Genomic DNA, 21,091 nt, shown 5'->3' on the forward strand with positions numbered 1-21,091 from the left:
TATCCGGTAGCACCATTGCCCAATCCACCCCAACTGATATTCGAACTTTTATGTCTTCTCTTACCATTTACCAAAACCAACACCTGATCTACCCCCAAACCTTTCAGCTGTACAGTAGAAGTTGCCGATGCGGCATCGCCACCACCAGAAACAGATGAGTGGAAAGATGGCGATACATACTGAAGCAATTGCGTTACACTGGCCTGTGGAGAGTTTTGTTGCAGTGTTTTTAAATCAATCACATCAACAGGAACGGGTGAATTCAGTTTTGTCCGGTTGGCATTCCGTGAGCCAACAATCTGTAGTTCACTCAAGGTATTGTCGGCCTGTTCGAGTGAAACGTTCAATTTCGTAGATGATCCAATTTCAATGGTAGCGGTTTTATAACCGATATAAGAAACCTCGATAAATCTCCCGTTTTTGGTAGAAATTTTAAATACACCATCCTTATCGGTAACTGTAGAACCATCGAGCCCTTTGATTTTTACAGATACCCCGGGTAATGGCGTTTTATCTTCTGCAGAAACAACCACCCCCGTGATGATTCTTTGCTGGGCAAATAATTTTGAGTAAACGACTGTAGTTAACAGCAATATTAAAAGTAGTTTTATCTTCATTTTGTTTATTTTGGAATAGACATGCCAATGGCCATCCACCTTATTTTAAGTGGAAAAATGTGTTAAAAATTAAATTTTAAAGGTTTTTGATCAGGCTATGCCTATTTAATCATTTTTGTTTTTGAAATCTATCATCGGTTAGCGAAAGTAAAAAAGCCTCTATATCGTTTATTTCAGTTTCGCTCAAACCCAGTGGTTTGTTTAAAGAGAGATCCCTGTTTTTCCCATTTTTGATTACCGCATCTGGATTATTGTAATATTGGATCACTTCCTTTAGCGTTTTAAACATTCCATTGTGCATGTATGGTGCAGTAATTCCCACATTCCTTAAACCAGGTATTTTAAAATGTCCTTTATGCTCAGGGTTGTGCGTTACCTCAAATCTACCCTGATCTTTTAGCTCTAATTCGTTAAATAAGCCAATTCCTTTAAAACGGTCGGCGGTAAAATCTTCGCCCGAATGGCAATTGTTACAGTTTGCCTTTCCGATAAACAACATCCTGCCTCGCTTTGCATTTTCGGATATGGCTTTGTCATCACCATTAATATACCGATCGTAAGGGCTGTTTGCGGTTTCTAATGTTCTTTCGAAAGAAGCAATGGCCAGTAGCAAATTCTTTTGTGTAGGCGGCGAATTAAAAATCTTCTGGAATAAGGCTGAATAATCCTTGTCTTTTTGCAAGCGATCAATGGCATCGGCAATGGGCAGGTTCATTTCTACCGGATTGATGATGGGCTGCAAAGCCTGATCTTCCAATGAAGCAGCTCTGCCATCCCAAAAGAGGCTTGGCCTGCCCGAAAGATTGGTTACCGAAGGCGAATTACGCGTTCCTTTTGTTCCCCCTACGCCTAAACTTACTGCACTAGTGTCTGCAAAAGCAAACTCCGGTTTATGGCAGGAGGCACAACTAATGCTTTTGTCTTTAGAAAGGATCGGATCAAAAAACAGTTTTTCGCCTAAACGTTCCTTGCTATTAATTATAGTGGGATCATCTGCACCAAATCCGGCCATTAAAAACACCACTAAAACTAAGCTCAGGGAAATTATTATTTTGCTTCTTTTCATTAATTTCTTTGGTTCGGAATTTATTTAATGGGTCTTCGACTACGCTCAGACTGACATCCCTTAATCGAAATATTGTAATCTTCATTAATCGGTCGTCATTCCCGCGCAGGCGGGAATCTTAAAGCTTTTGGTTAAGCTTACTGCATTACGATTATCTTCGATGCAATCGTGGTTCCCAATCAACCCGATAGCTATCGGGTTGCGAATGACGGACCTACCTGTTTAGCCAGCGGAAGGGAGAATACCAGATCCTCCCATCTCAACTAACCTAACAAGAGAGATTTTTAATTATTGGCTACGAGCTGTACATTCAGCTCAAAATCGTCATAGATTGTTTTATCGCCTAGGTTTTCGAAAAAGCTCTTAGACCTGAATTTGATATCATATTTGGTTCTATCGACCGTAATTTTTGCATTGGCAATTACTTTATTGCCTTCTTGTTTAACTGTTGCCGGAAAACTGATTTCGTTGGTAATGCCTTTAATGGTGAGCTTTCCTTTAATATCATAAGTTCCTGCACCGGTACTTTGCACCGATGTGATGTTGAAAGTGGCTTTACCAAATTTTTCTACTGCAAAAAAATCGTCACTTTTTAAATGGCCCAACAGTTTAGCATTGGTTTCTTTATCGGTAAGATCGGTAACCGCAATGGTTTTGGTATCGAGTTCGAAACTGCCGCCTTTTAGCACTTTATTATCTAAAGCCAATGATCCAGAAGTTACATTGATGGTGCCTGAATGTTCTCCAGTTACCTTTTTAGCTAACCAGGTGAGTTTGCTTTGTTCAGGGCTTACTTTATAGTTTACCAGTTTCCTTGATATGGCTTCGGTAGCTACCTTTAGTTTAGGTTTAGGTCCCTTTAAAGCTGTGAAAGATGAAGCTACAACTGTGGTAGCGATAAGTGCAATCGTTTTATACTGTAACATGATATATATGGTATTTAGTTTAGGTGGTTTAGCTATTTTCCATTGGCTTGTGCCTCAAAATAGGCAGCTGATGGTACTGGTTCTGCAATTAATTCATCCAGAACTTTATTGAATTTTTTTTCGTAATCATCGTAATATTTACCTGTAACGGTTCCGGTATAACCCGTATATATTTCGCGTACTTCTCCTTTTCTATCGATAATAATGGTTGTTGGATAAGCGATGAATTTGTTTAATGCAGGAAGTTTATCTGCAACCAATCTTTTATCGGCCAATCCGCCAAATAGGATATCGTATTTGATGTTGTACTTATCGCGAAGCTTACCAAGTGTGTATTTTCCATACTCAAGATCATCTTTCTGCTCAAAACCAATGGCAATGGCTTCTACACCTCTTTTCGCATTTTTATTGAACCAGGGTGAAAGGAATACGGTTTGGTCGGTACAGTTTGGGCACCAGGTACCCACCAGTTCTACAATTACAACCTTACCTTTGTATTTGTCATCCGTTAATGAAACAGGCTTCCCATTCAGATCAGGGAAAGTAAAAGCAAGTTTTTTAACGCCTTCCTTTAAATGTGTTAGTTTATAAGGATCTGGCAATTCTGCCTGACTGTCTTTTACCCCGGTAAACTTTAAGTTGTCGTAAATACCCTGGCTAATTTCGCCCGAAAGTGTTCCATCTTCATTAATGGTGCCCTTATAAATTTTAGGACTTGGTCCGCTAAAACCAGAAAGTACAAACTGGTTTCCCTGTACGGTACCTTCCAGCTCACGGCTATCGCCAGTTACCTGCATAATTACACCGGTAAGTTTATTCCCTTCTTGTTTTAATATGGCAACTTTGTTTGGAACGGCTTCTTTGGAAAAACCTTTAAACTCCCATTTACCCGTTAAATTGGCTGTAGGCGCAACATCTTTTCCCGGCTCAACAAAACGGTAAGATTTACCTTGCTCTGCAGTAAAGGGCAAAGCATTGCCCTGCAAACCCGGCACAAGGCTTCTATATTCGCCAGAGATCCGGCCATCACTTTCAATTTTGGCCACCAAAGCTGCATCGTAAGTATTCATTTTAATAAACAGCGAATCCTGCCCCAGGTATTTGATGTGGAAATCGTCTCTCCGCGTACCGTTTAGCAGCGTAAAGGTAGCATGTGCTGCATCTTTTCCTTTCAGTTCGAAATTAAAGGGGACTTCTGTTTCGGCAACTTTAAAAACACCACGCCAAATTCCTTCTTTTATAAACTTTTTGGCCACTTTTGGTTCTTCATGTACTTTATTAACAGCAAAGGCAGTTGTAGAAACGAGCGATGCCAGTGCCAGCACCTGCATTTTAGCAAAGTAAGTTTTCATCTTCTATAGTTTTAAGTGTAGGTTAAAATATGGGCTGCAATAAGCTGCAGCCTCACATTTTTGGTTTGGTTGGTTTAGGTTATTTACTTTTTAGTGTTTCTGCAGCGGCCAGTTTTTCTGGTACTGGTTCTGCAATCAGTTCATCTAATACTTTATTGAACTTGGTTTCGTAATCGTCAAAGTATTTTCCGGTTACAGTGCCGGTATAGCCGGTATAAATTTCTCTCACATTTCCTTTTCTATCGATAATGATGGTTGTTGGAAAAGCAATGAATTTATTTAGCGCAGGTAGTTTTTCGGCCACTACTTTTTTATCGGCAATGCCACCAAACAGGATATCGTAAGTGATGCCATATTTCTCTTTCAGTTTACCCAATGTGTATTTGGCATATTCAAGATCATCTTTTTGCTCGAAACCAATTGCAATAGCTTCTACACCCCGTTTTTGGTTCTTTTTAAACCATGGCGAAAGAAAAACTGTTTGGTCTGTACAGTTCGGACACCAGGTACCGATCGTCTCGATAATTACGACCTTACCTTTGTATTTATCATCACTTAAGGAAACATTTTTCCCCGTTAGATCTGGAAAGGTAAAATCAAGTTTTTTATAGCCTTCTTTAAGAAAAGTAAGTTTGTAAGGATCAGGAAGCTCGGCATTTTCGTTGCGCTGGCCATCAAATTTTAGGTTTTTATATATCCCAAAGCCCTGTTCTCCGGTGATGCTATTATCGTCGTTTATTTTTCCTTTTACAATAAAAGGACTTGGTCCAGTAAAACCAGATAACTCAAATTCATCCCCCTGTACCGTGCCTTCAAGTTCGCGGGTATCGCCAACAACGGTCATAATTACTCCGGTAAGTTTATTTCCGTTCTGTTTTAATAAAGCGATAGATGCTGGTACGGCTTCTTTGGTGTAGGTTTTTATTTCCCACTTGCCAGAGATATTGTGTTTTGGTGCAATATCTTTTCCAGGTTCTACAAAGCGGTAATTTTTTCCGTGCTCTGCCACAAAAGGAAGTGAATTACCCCTGAAACCAGGTACCAGACTGCGGTATTCACCTGATAATGTTCCATCGGTTTCTATTTTTGCCACCAAAGCGGCATCGTAAGTATTCATTTTTATATAGATGGAATCATCACCACGCCTCTCTACATGGAAATCATCACGTCTGGAGCCATTAATTAAGGTTAAGATGGCTGTTTGAGGGTTTTTACCTTTTAATTCGAAGTTAAATGGCACTTTTGATTCGCTTACACTAAACTCGCCCCTCCAAATCCCTTCTTTTGGAAATGGTTTTGCCACCCTGGCAGATGCAATACCTCCAAGTAACAGGACTGAGGTGGTTAGGCATGCAATTCTTGAGGAAATTTTCATTTTCATAATCATCATTATTAGTTAAACACTATCGTTTTAGAGTTTTTTAATAACAAGGCACAATTTTTCCCACAGAAAACCATATAGCATGGAAACAGGCTGTTTAAACAACTGTTATGCTTTTAATGAAATCCCTAACAGGAAACGTGAGTTTACTTGTTATTGGTTAATTTATAATCTATTGCTAGATCAGTTTGAGCACTTTTTCCTATGGAAAGTTGCTAGAAGTTCAACGAGTACTGACTCTCCCTTCTTCTGTATAAATCAACTAATTAATGGTGGTGAATTAATTAGAGTAATAACCTAAACTAGTGGTGGTGATTAGTTAGGCCGTTCCTGATACCCCGGCAACTTATTGACTGAAATACATGACCACCATAATATTCTATCAAAAGGCCCCGGGGTACCAGGATTTTTAAATAAGAATATCTGAATGAAAACCTTTAGCAGGTGATCTGTATCTTAGTTTATATTAGCGGCAACAGCAGTTATACTGATCTGAATAATTGATCAGGGGATATGGCTGAGGTTGTCTGCGGAGTTTCATATTGAACGTAAATTTGCTAGTGAACTATTATATTTTTTTGTAAAAGTATAAACTTCGTTTAAGTTAAACAAGTATTCCTATAGATTTTATAGACTTTATTTATAAATAACTGATTTACAGCTAAATAATTTACAATTATTGATTTAAGCAGGGCGTTTGTCATTCTGAACGTAGTGAAGAATCTTTAATTATTTAAGAATATAAAGTCAACTGTAAGATTCTTCGTTGCACTCAGGATGACAAATTTTGAGAATGCGATCGCCATCCTGATCCGGTAGCTATCGGATTTGTTTCAGGATCTATCTGCAATTTATTTCACAAACACAAACAGCTAAAAATCAACAAATTAAATCATAAAACGAGCTTAACAATCACAAATTCCACAAAAAAACTACTATTTCTATAGAAATTATAGTAATTAATTTTTACTTTTGTTGAGTCTTCTTCAAAAAGTGAATCTAAAGCTGCTTGAAAAGATCATATAGTCATGTGGCCGAGTGGTTAGGTAAAGGTCTGCAAAACCTAGTACGGCGGTTCGATTCCGTCCATGACGTCTAATACTTATCAAGAAAGACGTAGGGAATGGCCCTTTGATGTCTTAGCAACCTGTTGATTAACAAGGTGCTAATTCCTTCTGCAATAGCAGAAAAGATGAGTTTGAAAACAGATCCCTTTACTGTTTTCGGCGAACGATCAATGGCTATCCCTTCCAAAATTGATAACCTAAATTTAATAATATGTCAGTTTATTTTGATTATCCATCCATCAGGGATTTTTTTGAGATCCACGGAAACACTTCTTGCGAAAAATTAGATGATTATGAACATTGTAAGGCAGAATCAGACCGGCTTTATAATGAACAGCTTAATGAGACCAATGAAGAAATCCCACATGATCAACCCAAAACCGACACCTAAAAATTATTCAAACCTTTAGCTTAAACGCTCTTTTAAATAACAAGCCTAAAATGTATTCAACACCACCTAGACTACCCATTATACTCAAAACCTTATTCACTATAGTTTTAACCTTTTTCCTCCTTTCACCCCAAACATGGGCACAATCGAAAGATCCATCCCCTATCAGTTTTCCTACTCCTAAAAATGTAGATCACATGCTTTTTTATCTTCAACGTGACCCAAATACCAACACCCTTATTTATGCACTAAACCTAAAAGAAAATGGCAGCATTAATGCTAATGCTCCTATTCAGGTTTATTGGATCCGCTATGGTGAAAAAGGACAGAAAAAAGACCTGGGCTATATCCAACGGAAGTTTGCCTATGGTATCGATACGAAGGAATTGGGGGCAGACAAGTATGAATTTAGATTTGTATCACATAAAAAATTACCATTTTACCTGCAAAGGTATAGTGATAAAAGCTATCGCGTTTCGGTAACCCTAAACAACCGGATAATCAGGGTTACACGATTGTTTATCAGGATTCAGGGTGGCAGTTTCTGGCTTCCGAATGTAAAATATGCTGAAGTGGAAGGTACAGAAGAATCGACAGGTAAACCAATAGTTGAGCGGATAAGTGTGAAATAAACTAATTGTTGCTCAAGTTAAGATGTCATGTTGAGCCTGTCGAAACACATTGATTGTCCTTCGACAGGCTCAGGATGACAAATAAAAAAAATAAATAAAAAATCGTAATTGATATTTAATTATGAAGTCCTCTACTATTTCGGCTCTTTTTTATTGTCTACCGCTGTGCTAAATGTTTTATTAAACTCGCCTTTAATCCATTGTACTTTTCCAAAATCACGTATACCGGGAGCAATAATGTAATTCCCCGTTTGAGAGTCCAGAATTACGACTAAATCACTCGCCCCTACTTGGGTGCGGTATCTTCCGATACTCTGATCTTGTCCGTTTTTAAAACTGATGGCCGTAAACATTAAGCCTGCGCCCAAAAACCCTAACAAAAGGGATTTTGTGTCTAATGTGATTTTCATATCCTTAAGATTTATTTGTGTGTAAAATCAAGATAAGATTTTTGAACACTACATTTTTATTCTATCAGAAATATTGCAATTCATTTTCATTTAATCAGAAGACCAGGTTTCCATCATGGATGAGTGATTTAACAGGTGATACTCTTGACACGGCTTCTGCAGAGCAACTGGCATCAACCAGCACTAGATTGGCTTTATCGCCTACACTTGGCCATTGCTTTTTTCCTTTATCATCTAAAGGAAGAATATTGCCGGTAGCCAGTTTCAATATCCTTGAAAGTTCAAATTCTGTACGATAGCCATAAATTTGAGCTGCTATATTGGCCTTTTGCAAAATGCTTCCTGTGCCAAAAGTATTCCAATGGTCAATAATACAATCATTACCTGCTACCACTTCTACACCATACTTGTACAGTGCAGGGACGGGCATTGGGTTACCAGATAGTGGAATAGTTGAAGCTATTCCCATTTTTGCAGCGCCAAGTTTTTCAGCAATTTCTTCGGTTTTGGTTTTATCGAGATACCTCAAAGCAAAAGCATGGCTCACATAGGTTTTTCCTTTCAGCGCTGGGTTTTCCATTACTTTATCAATCAGGTATTCGATTGTTTTCAAACCAGATTCGCCCGACTCATGAAGGTGGATATCAATCCCCTTTCCATGGTCTAGCGCCAACTGCACCACAAAATCCATGTGTTTTTCAATACCGCCATCAATAGAAGTTGGATCAAGGCCACCAATAAAGTCTATATCCATTTTGGCTGCTTCTTTCAGCAGTTCCGCAGATTTAGTATAATATATGCCATGCTGGGGGAAAGCCACCAACTCTGCCTGAAAAGATTTCTTTTTATGCAATAATGCGGTTTCTAAATGCTTCAGCGAGTCTAATCCCGAGGTAGGATCTATATTTACATGCGACCTTGCATAACTTGTTCCGTAAGATTGAAGTAACTCAATTAATTTTTCACTACGTGGTATAGAAGTTTTTAACAGTTCAGGAATTATCTGTTGCTCGAAAGCAATCATATCTTTTACAGATCTGTTCTTCTTCAAATGCGCCTGCCACGGCAATCCATAATAGGTTTTATCCAGATGGATGTGCATATCCCTGAAAGCCGGGAGCATTAACAATTCCTTTGCGTCGATTGCTTTTGCATTAGGGTTATTAGGAAGAACATTCTTTACCTTACCGTCTTCAATCTCAATAATAAAAAGTTCGGTTTTTGTTTTAATTACCTCATCCTGATCATACTCGAATCCCGTTTCGAGCCTAACATTTTTTAAGGTTAATGTTTTTCCTGAGAAACGGTCTACATTTTCATCTGCAATGGCTTGTTCTGCTGACAGTAAACAGGTGCTTGCAAGCAAAATAGATGAGCTTTTAATAAAGTCTTTTCTCGAGATCGAATGTGGGTTTATCATAACAGGAATCTTTATTACAAAAATAACGTTCTGTTATGTTTATGAATGGTAGGATTTATATTAAAAATTGTACCATTTATAACTATCAGTACTTATTTATCGAATTTACAGCCTATATATTGCTCAATTCATAACTGCTCGCGAAATGCGCGTGGGGTAATGCGGGTTTGGTTTTTAAAGAATTTAGAAAAATAAGCCACATCATAAAAACCGAGATCGAAGGCAATTGCTTTAATAGGCCTTTGGGTAGTTAATAAGATCCGTTTTGCTTCGAGGATTAAACGTTCGTGAATGAGTGCGGTGGCTGATACGTGAAAATGTTTTTTGCAGAGCATGTTCAGATAGTTTGCCGAAATACTTAACTGATCGGCATAAAATCCAACAAGTTTTTCCTTCTTATAATGCATATCAATCAGCGAGCGGTATTTAAACAACACAGGTTTGGTTTGGTAAACCGTTTGGTTATTGAACAATGTTTCTGCCTCTTCACTAATCATCAGCGCAATAAGCCTGATCCTGGCATTGATAATTTCCCATAGTATGGCAGGCTTTAGGAGTTCGGATCTGATGCTCTGAAATTCGTATAGGATTTTTCCGTAAGCTACGGCACTTAGGTTAATAACCGGATAATTTTGGTATAAGATTAATGAAAAACGTAAAGAATTGGCCAGCGTTTCGAATATACCTCTACTGATCATCAGTTGATGGGCATGCGTTTCTTCGCCGAGCTCCCATTTATGGATCTGCTCTGGAAACAATAAGTGCAACTGACCTCCGGCAACCTGATGATCTATAAAATCAATGGTATGTATGCCCCTGCCCTCCTCAAAAAGCATAAAAAGGAAAAAATCGTGTTTGTGTGGTTTTTCGATATGCCTTTTTCCAATTATTTCATGATACAGCAAGTTATTCCCCGAATCTTGCTCGGGCCAAAACTCACTAATATCAAGCGTAGGGAAATTTGCAATTACATCCATCGACGAAAAATACCATTTTTGTATATAAGTTACGAAAAAAGAAGATGGAAAGTGAATGAAGCAATATTAATACGCAGGCTGCCAGCTATAAAATTAAAAAAGGCTAAAACTTATGGGTTATCTTTAATAGGTAGATAAAAAATTATCAATGCTTCATTTTAACAATGATAAATACCATTCCGATCAAAAATGGCAAACAGTAGTAAGAAGCCGGAACGAGAAATAGCAATAGTGAGTATCAGTTTTGGATGGCCAGAGATAAATTTTTCTAGATTATTCATCATCGCTCTGCTTCCCTGAGGCATCAGATCAGACATATGGCCGTGTGTATACAGCGCAATAAGACCTGATACCGTCAGAATAAGCAGGATGAGCGTCACAAAACTAAAATAAGGTACCCTTGAATAAATTCACGGACACTGTGCCCTGGCCGCGCAAAGAGACCTTTTAGGGTAAAAATGCCTTTATCTATATACCAAACACCATAAATAAAATCATGTGCAAGGAAATGTTTAATGGAATAACGGTGTGCAGTAGATTTTTGCCCGCAGTTTGCGCAGTAATTCTGCGTAACCGGAGCAGTACAATTTAGACAGTCTGGCAACATCGATAACTATTGTTTGGAGTCTCTGTTTTTAATTTCAGTATTAATTTGGCTTAGGCTAATAAATGCTGGCAAAAATGTTAGCGAACAACAAATTGGAACTATAACAAGCACTTTTGGCATTTTGGAGGAAAAGGCAAGATAAAATATGATCACACTGGCAGCAAGCAGTACCAAGCCCAGCCCAATCAGTACACCTTGCAAACTTTGCTTCTTTTTATATAATTCTTGTACAGATAATTCGGTAATAGGAATTCCCTTTTTCATATTATTTGAGGTGGAGTTAATGTAGTTTGGTTATTGTGAAGAAGTACACAATCATTTTGCATATCTCTTCTGCTGAACAAATATACAATATATCACCAATCGGTGATAAAAATATTTAAAATTGATTGTGTAATTTTCCAACACGATTATTTTTCATCAAATGGAACAGAAAACAGTGGTTAAATCGTTAAGGAACAAGGAAAAAAGCAAGCAGAAGTTTTTAAATGCGGTTGAGAAAATACTCCATACCAAAGGCTTTTCAGGCCTTAAGGTTAACGATATCGCACGTACTGCAGGCCTAGACAAAAAACTGATCTATAATTATTTTGGAGGAAAGGACGAACTCATTGATGAATATATCCGCTCGCAGGATTTCTGGAGCAATGTGAAAGATGAGCCAGGAGGCCCTATGATTAACGACGGTGGAAAAACATTTTCTAAAGAAATGCTGCGCGCTCAGTTTGATCATGTTTTCAAAAATAAGGAACTGCAGAAAATCCTGCTTTGGGGATTAATAGAGAACAGAAAATCGTTAAAAAAACTCGCAAACGACCGCGAAGAAAATGGTGCACTCTTATTTGAAAGTATTACTGATCCACACTTCAAAGAAAATTCCAATAGATACAGGGCCATTATTGCACTGCTAATATCAGGAATTTACTATCTAGACATTTACGCCACTACAAATGATTGTACTTTTTGTGGACTGGACCTAAAAAGTACAGCAGGAAGATCGGAAATTGAAGATGCTATTTCGTTTTTGATTGATAAAACTTACGAGTAAGAAATCTGATTAACCAGGAAGCATGTTTCGAAAAACTTTCTTCCTGGTATATACCCGATGTTAACTTTAATCCAAAACAATTAGGCACAAAATGTATGGCTTTATTTGTTTAAGTTTTTGGATTCAGCTGTTATTTTTTTGCTACGATTGTCCCACACAGGAAGTGTTAAAAACAAGCATCAACAACAAAGTATATAAGTATAATTTATTTACTCAGCAACCTCCTTTTCGGGGAACACGTTGAAAAATTACTTTACCATCTCGTTCTACATATTCGCAAGATACTATTGGATATGAATACTTAGGCGCATGCGATACGCTATGGCTTCTTATAATTATTTTGTCGTTAACTTTCAGGCTATGCAATTGCTCAAGCTGAGACTTATCCGGCTCAAATTTTACAATATAATCATCACCATTAATCCTGGCCATAACACCAAAACCTAATCTTGATCCTGGGGGAAGGGAAAGAGAGGTTACAACAGCCTCCATATTGGTAAAAGCAGTTATATGCTCCCTTATTTTAGCAGCACCGGTAAGCACTTTTTTACCTTCTGGAGAAGCCTCCCATTTTTTGTACTTTATACCATCAGGTGTAGCCTCCCATTTTTTCCTTTCGGCTTGCCTTTCAGCAACAGAAAGCGGTCCTGGAGACGGCTTCCTAGTTTCATTCTTGATTTCACGATTAGCAAATACTAGTCCGCTCACCACAACCAGTGGTAACATCAGCGCATAAATTACTTTTTTCATAATTTTTGTGGTTAATTAAATTACATAAATTCTTTTGATAAGTCTGATCGGATAAGACATAATTTATTTTTCATATGCTATCAAACTTGATTCAGTAAAATTACTTTGATATTTTTCAGCCCGGGTAACCTGGATTGTAAATAAAAATGTAAACTTTGTAAAATAAAATCTTGACAAATGGATCTTAGTCGAAATCTCCTCTCCGGGAAACACAAATACCTGTTCGGATTGATATTACTCTCGTTTATCTCTGTAATCTGTGCGGCTTTCAGAATAACCGGCAGTAATGACTTTGATATTGCCAGAAGGGAAGTTTTGCTCCGCCGGATCGGGCATGAATTACTATTACAGTCGGGTGATAGTACGTCAAGAGTGCTTCCGGTAGAAAAGATCGCCGGGAATGAATACCAAATCAGATTTGAGAAGCACCTTACTTTCCAAACCGACTCGTTGGTTAATACAACCAAGCGCTTGTTGGCCAAAGACCCGCTGGCGAGTGATTATGTTGTTAATGTTCTGAACTGCGACGGTACGGATGTGGTGTATGGATACGCTATATCCAAAAACAAAAAAGATGATATTATAGCATGCAAAAGAAGAGCGCAACCCAGAGCATGTTACAGGATCAACATCAAATTCAAACCAACAGGTGTAAATGCAACAACGAAAGGTTATATTCTCGGTGGTCTTCCTTTTTTAGCATTTATTGGTTTTATATTTTTTAGATCGGTTAAGCCGCGAAGAGTTTTACCCAATGATGTTCAGAATACTAATATGTTCACCTTAGGCTCAGTATTGTTCGATGCGAAGAATCGGAAGCTCACAATACATGGAAAAACAATAGATCTCACCGGAACGGAAACCCGTTTACTGCTCATTTTTGCCATGTCTCCTAACGAGACAATCGAGCGAAGCCGGCTACAAAAAGAGATCTGGGAAGATGAAGGTGTTATTGTAGGGCGTAGTTTAGATATGTTTATATCAAAACTTAGAAAAAAACTCGAACTTGATCCGAATATCAATATTGTTGTTATACGTAGCAAAGGATATAAGCTTGAAATTAGCGTTTAAAAGATTTCTCCATTCCGTTGCACCCGATAGCTATCGGGTCCAGCCGAGATGACGACCACTCTATTAGAATCTGTTAATGGCAGGCTGTAGAAGGACAGTGGTCTATCTCGCTAGTCTTCAAGTTAAAAGCTAAAACCACATCTACCGCAACTTTTTTTGCTATAAAGCGGTCAATAGATACGTTTTATTTTTACTGGTTTTAAACTTAGTCTCGTAGCCTCCGGTATTTTTTTGGAACTGGTCTTCACTCCATTTATCCTTATTGGCAGATTTGTCTGCAAAATACATTCGTTCCCATTTAAGGAATTTTCGTGCTGCCGCAAAACATTCAGGTTTTATGGGTGAGATCTCCCGGCCCGGATATAAACCAAAAAGATGTGAAGCATGCCGGTGATGGATATCCTTATTATAGTTTCGGTTCAGGTTAACATAGCCTTGTAAAATAAGCATAATACACTCATCAAGCTAACCAGAAGGCATAAAACCAAAAACCTTGAAAAAAGCATGATAATTAACCTAAAAACCTGATGTCTGGGCAATGTGTGTAACTTATTGACAATAAATACCAATTGATATACTCGGTAAATTAAAAAAGAGCGAATAGAGGAAAAGCCGTGTTAACAATAACAACCGCTTTCCCTACTGCGTGTGTACTTCTGATAAGATTCGACTAAAATTTAATAGAAATCCTTTCCCCTTTATATTCGACTGATCTGACATTTTTTGTTTTGGCACCGGTTTTATTAGCATTCAAAGTGATAAGCTCAACATTGAAGTTTCTCTTTGCCAACATTCCGGTATAACTTCCTTTTCTATCGGAAATATTTAATGTCCTTGATTTTTGATCCCATTTCAACACAATGGTAGTGTAAGCCCCTTTTTCATAGTTATAATTATCATTTTCATCTTCATAAAGTGTAAAACTACCATTTGCGCCTTCATAAACCCGAATATCAAGATTCTCCCATTTTTTCTCGGTAGAATACTGTACATCAGGACCGAATGGAATGATAGCTCCAGCCTTCACATATAATGGAATGATATCAACAGGAGCGTCTGTCTCAACAGTCTGCCCTCCTACGCTATACTCATTCGTCCAGAAGTTATACCAGCCACTTCCTTTAGGTAAATAAACCGGAGATTTTCTTACCTGATATTTCGTTACCGGTGCAACCAGAATCGAGCGGCCAAACATATATTCAGTACCAATCTCATGCGTACGCTGATCGGCAATAAAATCCATGATCAATGGGCGCATAAAGGTGCCGTTATTTTCGCTTACATCCCATGATGTACCATAGATGTAAGGCAACAACTTATAACGGAGTTTTATGGATTTCTCCTGGGCATCAAAACACCATGAGCCACGTTCACCGAAATTCCAGATCTCCCGTGGCAAGTCGGTTCCATGAGAACGCATCATTGGACTGAAAGCCCCGAATTGCATCCAGCGGACATATAATTCCTGAAATTCAGGATTTTTATTACCACCATTATCTCGCCAACGTCCGGCAAAAAAACCACCGATATCGCTATTCCAGTTAGGTATCCCCATCAAGGTATAGTTTAAAGCTGCCGGCACCTGTTTTTGAAGCATCTCCCAACTCGATGTAACATCTCCACTCCAGGTGTTGGATCCAAAACGCTGCTGGCCAATAAAGCCTGATCTGGTAAGGATCACCACACGCTTATCATGATTTGAAGCGCGCTGATTACTTGCAATCCCTTTATTGTGCATCAGACTGAACCCGTTTTTCACACTTCTGTAGCTGCCTAAATGGGTAGGGAGGTCAAAATCAGATTCTTTGACGTTTATGTGGTCAGGTTCTGTTGAATCAAGCCACCATCCATCGTTACCAATATAGCTGAATATTCCCTTATTGAGGTATTTCCAGTAGATATCAAGTGCTTTTGGATTAAATACATCATAAGGTCTTGCGCCACTTTTCGGGGGCCAGGTATCAAAATTAATGATCATGTTCTTACTATCGAACTCCTTGCGCTGAGGTGTTTTCGGACCAAAGCCCGGCCATGTTACAATCAGGAGCTTCGCATTCAAACTATGAATCTCATCAACCCATTTTTTTGGATCTGGGAAACGCTCTTTATCAAAGGTTTGTGAATTCCAGGCGCTATCTGTTTTATTATATTCGGGCCAATAGCGCCAATCCTGAATAATTACATCCAGTGGAACTTTCAGATCCCGGTACTTTTTAACAACATCCAGACTTTCACCCTGTGTATGATAACGTTCCTTGCTCTGAAAGAATCCATAAGCCCATAGCGGAAGCATTGGAGCTTTACCAGTTAGTCCACGCAATTCTGAGATTACCCCATCCGTATTGGCACCAAACATGAAATAATAATCAGCGCAGTGACCAAGGCTTTCAAAAGATAGTTCCTCTGGTTTGTCCTCAAATTTAGAAATCGAGTAATTGTCCCAGAATACCGCATAACCTTTTATAGAAAGAAAATATGGCGAATAAGTTGACATATTTTCATTTTTCATCAGATGTGAGGAATTGCGCCGGTTAAATTTATTATCCATGATCTGGCCCACACCGTATATAGCTTCATCTTTATCCAGCGAAAAAGCATTCCTGACCTTGAATGATGAGGTTCCGGCATCATTTATAGGCGAAAACTGTGTGCCTTCATCCTTGTCCTGCAGGAGTTCCTTGCCCGAAGCATCATAGAAATAAACCCCTCCGGTTTCTACATTTACCTCTACCTGAATTTTGCTACTTTTTATTACTGGATTCTGTCCTTTTTTTGCATACCTCACAGCTACTTTACTTGGTACCGCCACAACTGAAAGACTGGTTTTAAGATAGGGTTTGCCAATGGGTGTTTTGTAAACCCTTACCGTATTTTCTGAGTAAAACTCAACTGAGATATCCATTTGCCGGGCTGCAAACTTCAGCCCTTGTGCAGTCTTTTGTATGGGTTGTGCCCATCCGTTCATGGTTAGCAAAAATGCAAAAAGCATAAACAAACCACCTGCTTTGTTGTAAAATTTCATAAGCATCATAAAGTTTTTATTTGATCATAGCAAACATACCGCTGAGCGGTGATGTTAAGACAACAACTATGTTGCAAAAAGTATCAATGGCGTTGATTTTTCACCTTGCGGGCATACTCCGAAGGCCTGCATCCATACTGTTCAAAAAAACATTTACCCAGATAGCTTGAGCTGCTGAACCCCACCCTTTCAGTGATCTCTGAAATATTGAGTTTACCTTCCAAAATTAATTGTGCCGCTTTCTCCAGGCGAACATTGCGAATGAACAGTGATGGCGATTTATCAAGCAGTGTGATGAGTTTTCGGTAAAGTCCGGTACGGTCCATATTAAGATCACGGCTGAGCTGCTCTACTGAATAATCTGTAACCTCAATATTCATTTCTACCAGCTTCATCGCCCTTTCTAAAAATTCAGATTCGGCCTGGTTGAGACCGATTTTGGATTGTGAAGCGTCGCTACGCTCCTCAACTGCTGCAGGGAGGTTCTCTTTTTCTGAGAGAAGAACATTTTGCTGATCAATTAAGCTACGGATCCTGAGTAATAAAAGCTCTTCCCGATGAGTGCGTTCCAATGATTTTCTGGTGTGAGAAATATAAGCAAATATTGCTGCTGATATCAAGACTGAAGCCAATACTACGAAACAGATTATTGCGGGCAAAGTCTGCCACCATGGGGCATTAATAGTAAGATCAAGTTCAGAAACTGGTCCATTCCATTCTTTATTGTTATTAGAAGCCATCACCCTTAGCTTATAATTACCATGAGGCAGATTGGTATACGATATTTCGAGAACACCATCCCCGTTTACGCCATCTTCCCTGCGACTGAAGGTTTCCCGCCAGGACTTGTCTATCCCTATCAGCTGATATCGATAAAGGGTTTGAGATGGATTCTGATAGTTAAGCGCTGAAAACTGAAAAGTGAGAAAGTTTTGGTCATAATCGAGCTGTATCTTCTTAATATAGGGTGCACTATTGATTAAAATTACACGATTACCGTAACTTTTGCCCGGTTCAACCTTTTCTCCCTTTAAGAACAGATTAGTAAAAACAGGTTTAAACGGCAGCTTACGTTGCAAAAGGCGACTGGGTTTCAAAATGCTAAACCCATTTATTCCTCCAAAATAAAGATCACCGCTCAAACTTTCGTAAACAGCCTGATTCGTATATTCACCATCTAATGTGCCAGCATTTGAATCGAAACTGGTAAAGTGAACATTTCCACTGATTGAATCAATCTGAACCTTGTTAATGCCATAACTGGTGGTGATCCAGATGTTGTTATGGCTGTCTTGTAATATCGCCTGTATAAAATTGTTTGACAACCCATCTTTAGTATAAAACACATGCTGTTCCCCGGAAGGTTTAAATAATCTCAGTCCGTCTCCCGTTCCTATCCATTTCCAGCCTCTCGAATCAGTAAGTTCTGCAGTATGGTCTATGTTATAATCCACCAACATTTGAGGATATTCCAATTTATGGCGTACTGGTGGGGGGATCGAAAAAACATCAATTTTCTCAAGTGCATTACCATTACTTAAAGCGGTTTTGTAACGATAAAATCCAGATTTACATTTCAGGTAAATGTCCCCCGATACGTCCTCAGCAAATGCTTTTACCATGATATCGCCTAATAAGGCACCTGGAAAATACGATGCGCCGATATGCTTAAAAATATACCTTTCGGGATGATCATAAAGGATTCCTTGATTTACGGTTCCCAGCCAGAATCCACCCTGCTTATCGTAAAGCAGTGTACTGATCTCTGTATTCAGTTTACTTCCGTCGGTTTTGTTTAGCAGCGGCCAATACCGTTTTTCACTACTAAAACAATCAATTATCCAAATCCCCTTGGCGCAACTGATAGATGCTTTACCCTTAGCATCCACCACTAAGGTATTTAAGGTATATTCTGTTTCAAGGATTTTTCTCCAGGCTTGTTTTTGAAGATCAAAGAAAAAGAACCCGCCGTGGGTTCCATTTCGCAACTGATAAAAACCATTGCGCCCTTTAACGACCAAGGAAGTATTGCCAAACCTAGCGTAATGCGTACCGGGATATGCAGCTGCACTGTACAACCTACGTTTCGAATTCAGATCGTAGCAGATCACCTTTCCTGTACTGTAGAAAAGATACAGCTTTTCTTCATGAGCGCTCACATCCTGCAATCTTCCCTGATCCTGCGACAGCTCGAATTCTTGAGTATGATCGCTAAGCACGAGTTTGTCACCAATAAGCAACCACAGCCGTTGCTTTGTATCCATGAAGAAATTATCTATTGGCTTTGGAAAACCTATCTTTTTGAAATAACCTGCTAAATCCTGTGTATACTTCTCTTTGCGCAGGTCAACCCGTAAAAGTTCCTTATAGTCCTTTATCCAAAGTATGGAATCGCCACTCAGATAAATCCTGTAAAAACCATCGTATGTTTTTAACGGATATCTGCGCTGTGAATCCCGGTGAATATACTTAAACCCTGCCCCATCATAGATATTGATATTACCGGTCGTTTTGAAAACCATACGTCCGTCAGGCAACTGAAGCATGTAACGAACCTGGTTGTCACTCAGTCCATGAAGAACATTAAGCGGCGTAAATACAAATTCTTGTGATTTCGCACAAGAAAACAAGAAAAGAAAGATTGAAATAAGGAAGATCGTTCGCTTCATTCTGGCTTCAGAGTTCTCATGAAATATCAGTGCAATTATGAACAATTTAATTGAATAAGAAAATAATTTACCTCTGGCAATCAGCGAAATAAGAGACATAAAATGGTATTTACGCAGTGTCCATCAATCTTTGCATCATCATCACCAGCGCAATTGATTCTTTAATGCCCCACATATTTGTGGTTGAATTAAAATATTAATATTTGGTTATACGAATTTCGTAAAATAATCGATTTAAGCAATCGATTGCGCAAAAATATTTCAGTGAGCTCTGCTGATGTCCAAAGCCAATAGATAGCCTTCCTAATTAGCTTTTGGTTAGCCAACCAACGGGACATAACATTTCCAAGATATGGGAACCCTGCAGACGCCCTTAAAGACTTTAGGCTTACTTAAATTTCCTGAATTTTGTTTGTATACCAAACCGCAAGGTATTCCGAAGTGGATTATAACCCGATCCTACCAGGTATGAAAAATCGAGGGAAAGGCTGCTATAATGGACTCCAAGGCCAAGGGTAAGGTAAGAGGTATTGGCTTTTTCGGGGTGCTGGTACAAGTAGCCGGCCCTGAGGTATAAAACATCCCTGAAACTCATCTCTGCGCCCGTTGATATGCCAACCTCTTTTAATTCTTCGCGAAAGCCTCCTGGGGCATCACTGAAAGAGCCAAAAATCCCCGATGGCACCGAACGGTTAGGGTCCCTGCCCTTTACTATATTCCCATCCGGACCATAAACTGGCTGCGTTGGAGCCATCAGTTTATTAAAATCAAGCAGTAATGTAAGCTTGTTCTGGCCTTCGCCTATTTTAAGTGCAGATCCTATCTTCATATTGGCAGGAAGGAAGTAAGACTGGGCAGTATTGCGGTAGGTCATTTTTGTGCCGATATTGGACAGGTTAAGGCCAAAGCTTAAAATCGCGGGAGTGCCTGCCAACGTTATATCCGATTTCTGAAAAGCAGAAATATCTACAGCCAGGGCTTTTCCCGAGCCTCTGTTTCCATTAACTGTTCCTCCGCCAAAAAGGTTACTGCTGATATACCGTACATTTCCGCCAAGAGCGAAATCCGGACCAAGCCTGAGCGAATAACCAAGATCGAATGCAGCTTCACTGGGGCTATAAACACCGAGATTCTGAAAATTTTCGTCGCTGAAATTAATATCCCCCATAGAAAAATACCTAATGGATGCAGATACTGTATTCCGTTGGTTCACCCTATAGTACCCGCTAAGATACGAGATGCTCATATCAGGGGCCAGCTGCTTGAGCCAGGGGCTATAAGAGCAGGAGATACCGAAATCTCCCGCTGTGAGAAATGCCAACGCAGAAGTGTTCATAACGGTCGAATTGGCATCAGGATCAAGGGCAACGCCGGCATTTCCCATTGCTCCTGATCTTGGCTGTGGCGTAATCAACAGGAATGGTACCGCAGTGTAAATATTGTTCCTGGCGCTGGCATCTGTCTGGATACCGTTTATAGACTGCGCAGATACTACTTGATGCAAAAGAATGAGAATTAATAAAGTCCACTTTTTCGTAGACGTATTGTTTGATCGTATTTTCATAACATTTGAAATATAGATATGGATCCATTGCACATTTCAGTTTCCATGGTGGATTATTCTGGTAAAAGCATTTTTTATTGGGTTTTTCACTATCACTCCGTTTTTAGCAGTTAAATTAAGA

The 21,091-nt window shown here is 39.1% G+C and carries 18 protein-coding genes, 1 tRNA gene and 2 riboswitches; of the genes, 5 read left to right on the forward strand and 14 right to left on the reverse strand.

The features are described 5' to 3' along the window. The 5 genes from ASU31_RS23095 to ASU31_RS23115 form a co-directional block, all read right to left on the reverse strand. The coding region (locus tag ASU31_RS23095; protein WP_157258235.1) for a carboxypeptidase-like regulatory domain-containing protein at nucleotides 1–617 on the reverse strand (617 nt) is incomplete at its 3' end. A gap of 109 nt (nucleotides 618–726) precedes the next feature. Beyond that, nucleotides 727–1,683 (reverse strand): cytochrome-c peroxidase, encoded by a 957-nt coding sequence (locus tag ASU31_RS23100; RefSeq protein ID WP_057934617.1) that lies wholly within the window; start codon nucleotides 1,681–1,683, stop codon nucleotides 727–729. Between the two features lie 284 nt (nucleotides 1,684–1,967). After that, complete coding sequence (locus ASU31_RS23105) at nucleotides 1,968–2,609, reverse strand: YceI family protein (protein WP_083505502.1); 642 nt, start codon at nucleotides 2,607–2,609, stop codon at nucleotides 1,968–1,970. Nucleotides 2,610–2,641: 32 nt separating this feature from the next. Further along, nucleotides 2,642–3,961, reverse strand: coding sequence for a peroxiredoxin family protein (locus ASU31_RS23110; RefSeq protein WP_057934618.1), 1,320 nt, complete (start codon nucleotides 3,959–3,961; stop codon nucleotides 2,642–2,644). Nucleotides 3,962–4,040: 79 nt separating this feature from the next. Next, nucleotides 4,041–5,342: a peroxiredoxin family protein gene (locus tag ASU31_RS23115; RefSeq protein ID WP_209435049.1), complete on the reverse strand. Its 1,302-nt coding sequence runs from the start codon at nucleotides 5,340–5,342 to the stop codon at nucleotides 4,041–4,043. A 162-nt stretch (nucleotides 5,343–5,504) separates the two neighbouring features. Then, nucleotides 5,505–5,602: riboswitch (SAM riboswitch) on the reverse strand. 764 nt (nucleotides 5,603–6,366) lie between these two features. Between ASU31_RS23115 and ASU31_RS23120 the strand changes: the two genes are divergently transcribed. The 3 genes from ASU31_RS23120 to ASU31_RS23130 all read left to right on the forward strand — a co-directional run bounded on the left by ASU31_RS23120 (nucleotide 6,367) and on the right by ASU31_RS23130 (nucleotide 7,432). Then, nucleotides 6,367–6,437 (forward strand) — tRNA-Cys (locus tag ASU31_RS23120). Nucleotides 6,438–6,441: 4 nt separating this feature from the next. Continuing rightward, nucleotides 6,442–6,541: riboswitch (SAM riboswitch) on the forward strand. Between the two features lie 79 nt (nucleotides 6,542–6,620). Further along, entirely contained in the window at nucleotides 6,621–6,800 is a 180-nt protein-coding gene (locus tag ASU31_RS23125) for a hypothetical protein (RefSeq protein WP_057934619.1), read from the forward strand. A 197-nt stretch (nucleotides 6,801–6,997) separates the two neighbouring features. Continuing rightward, nucleotides 6,998–7,432 (forward strand): DUF4833 domain-containing protein, encoded by a 435-nt coding sequence (locus tag ASU31_RS23130; protein WP_245224593.1) that lies wholly within the window; start codon nucleotides 6,998–7,000, stop codon nucleotides 7,430–7,432. 134 nt (nucleotides 7,433–7,566) lie between these two features. Here ASU31_RS23130 and ASU31_RS23135 read toward each other — a convergent pair whose 3' ends face one another. The 4 genes from ASU31_RS23135 to ASU31_RS23150 form a co-directional block, all read right to left on the reverse strand. Further along, entirely contained in the window at nucleotides 7,567–7,842 is a 276-nt protein-coding gene (locus tag ASU31_RS23135) for a hypothetical protein (protein ID WP_057934621.1), read from the reverse strand. Nucleotides 7,843–7,936: 94 nt separating this feature from the next. Then, nucleotides 7,937–9,262: an amidohydrolase gene (locus ASU31_RS23140; RefSeq protein WP_057934622.1), complete on the reverse strand. Its 1,326-nt coding sequence runs from the start codon at nucleotides 9,260–9,262 to the stop codon at nucleotides 7,937–7,939. A 128-nt stretch (nucleotides 9,263–9,390) separates the two neighbouring features. Then, nucleotides 9,391–10,239, reverse strand: coding sequence for an AraC family transcriptional regulator (locus ASU31_RS23145; protein WP_057934623.1), 849 nt, complete (start codon nucleotides 10,237–10,239; stop codon nucleotides 9,391–9,393). Between the two features lie 613 nt (nucleotides 10,240–10,852). After that, entirely contained in the window at nucleotides 10,853–11,110 is a 258-nt protein-coding gene (locus tag ASU31_RS23150; protein ID WP_057934624.1) for a hypothetical protein, read from the reverse strand. A gap of 160 nt (nucleotides 11,111–11,270) precedes the next feature. On the opposite strand from ASU31_RS23150, the gene ASU31_RS23155 reads away from it, so the two are divergent. Further along, complete coding sequence (locus tag ASU31_RS23155) at nucleotides 11,271–11,894, forward strand: TetR/AcrR family transcriptional regulator (RefSeq protein WP_057934625.1); 624 nt, start codon at nucleotides 11,271–11,273, stop codon at nucleotides 11,892–11,894. A gap of 213 nt (nucleotides 11,895–12,107) precedes the next feature. On the opposite strand, the gene ASU31_RS23160 is transcribed toward ASU31_RS23155, so the two are convergent. After that, complete coding sequence (locus ASU31_RS23160) at nucleotides 12,108–12,644, reverse strand: hypothetical protein (protein WP_057934626.1); 537 nt, start codon at nucleotides 12,642–12,644, stop codon at nucleotides 12,108–12,110. Nucleotides 12,645–12,821: 177 nt separating this feature from the next. Here ASU31_RS23160 and ASU31_RS23165 point away from each other — a divergent pair, with 177 nt between their 5' ends. Continuing rightward, the gene (locus tag ASU31_RS23165) at nucleotides 12,822–13,715 is read left to right on the forward strand and encodes a winged helix-turn-helix domain-containing protein (protein WP_057934627.1); all 894 of its coding nucleotides are present in this window, start codon (nucleotides 12,822–12,824) and stop codon (nucleotides 13,713–13,715) included. A gap of 159 nt (nucleotides 13,716–13,874) precedes the next feature. Here the strand turns inward: ASU31_RS23165 and ASU31_RS23170 are convergent, their stop codons facing one another. The 4 genes from ASU31_RS23170 to porV form a co-directional block, all read right to left on the reverse strand. Next, nucleotides 13,875–14,165 carry a glycosyl hydrolase family 95 catalytic domain-containing protein gene (locus ASU31_RS23170; protein ID WP_057934628.1) on the reverse strand — a complete coding sequence of 97 codons (291 nt, stop codon included), beginning with the start codon at nucleotides 14,163–14,165 and terminating at the stop codon, nucleotides 13,875–13,877. Nucleotides 14,166–14,385: 220 nt separating this feature from the next. Further along, nucleotides 14,386–16,737 carry a glycoside hydrolase family 31 protein gene (locus ASU31_RS23175; protein WP_209435050.1) on the reverse strand — a complete coding sequence of 784 codons (2,352 nt, stop codon included), beginning with the start codon at nucleotides 16,735–16,737 and terminating at the stop codon, nucleotides 14,386–14,388. Between the two features lie 83 nt (nucleotides 16,738–16,820). Then, nucleotides 16,821–19,505: a ligand-binding sensor domain-containing protein gene (locus ASU31_RS23180; RefSeq protein WP_209435051.1), complete on the reverse strand. Its 2,685-nt coding sequence runs from the start codon at nucleotides 19,503–19,505 to the stop codon at nucleotides 16,821–16,823. A gap of 289 nt (nucleotides 19,506–19,794) precedes the next feature. Next, nucleotides 19,795–20,970: a type IX secretion system outer membrane channel protein PorV gene (gene porV / locus ASU31_RS23185; protein ID WP_057934629.1), complete on the reverse strand. Its 1,176-nt coding sequence runs from the start codon at nucleotides 20,968–20,970 to the stop codon at nucleotides 19,795–19,797. Between the last annotated feature and the right edge of the window lie 121 nt (nucleotides 20,971–21,091).

Origin of the sequence: Pedobacter ginsenosidimutans (genome assembly GCF_001442625.1) — a bacterium.
Taxonomy (GTDB): domain Bacteria; phylum Bacteroidota; class Bacteroidia; order Sphingobacteriales; family Sphingobacteriaceae; genus Pedobacter; species Pedobacter ginsenosidimutans.